The following is a 781-nucleotide window of genomic DNA, read 5'->3' as shown; positions in this document are numbered from 1 at the left end:
CACCTGTAGCATCATAAATATACGAAATTGTTTTGGTAGCATCGTTATTAAAAGTGATACTTGTTGGTAAATTTAAGTGGTTGTAAGTAATACCTTGGGCTCCATTTTCACCTGCAACGCCAATACCTTTATTTAGGTCTTTTATCATGTTGCCATTGGCATCGTAAGTATAATCGTCTCCAACTTTGTTATCGCTTAAAAAGCCTTCTAAATCATTATTAGAATTGTCTGTTACAGATAGTAATTTATTGCCTAGGTCATAAATATAGTCTAATTTATCTATCGCCACAGTTTGATCTTTCTTTCTAAACAAATATAATAGGTTACCATTTTTATCATATTGCATACCACCTTCATTATATAAACTATGATGCCCTGTATATTGACCAAATACATATACAGCACCATTAGCAGATTTTAATCGATTTAAAGCATCATATGCATAGATATAACCTCTATCTGTATTATCTATGTTATTAGTTCTCCAAAATGTTTCGCTAATATTTCCATTATACAACGGAGTGCCACTGTTAGACTTTATAGTGTTATACGATAAATGAAAGCCAAAGAGGTCGTTACCTAAGTTATTAAAGTCGTTAATATCTTTAAGCCATCCGCGAATATTGTATTTATAATCTATACTTTGTAATCCTGAGGAGGTATTAGCTGTATTAGCTACAGCGCCTCCTACTTTTTTGTTTATCAGCTGGCCTAAGTCGTCGTAGCTATTATTCACTATTAACTCTGGCGTGCCATTATTTATGGTTTGGCTTTGGGTTAC

The 781-nt window shown here is 33.0% G+C and carries 1 pseudogene; it reads right to left on the bottom strand.

The window, feature by feature from the left end:
- Window positions 1-781 (bottom strand): annotated as a pseudogene (locus ACVC2P_RS08155) (hypothetical protein); the annotation flags it as partial.

The sequence above is a fragment of the Pontimicrobium sp. MEBiC01747 genome (genome assembly GCF_053601635.1).
Note: the sequence above shows the minus strand (reverse complement) of the source record. Positions and strands in the feature narration are given on the sequence as shown.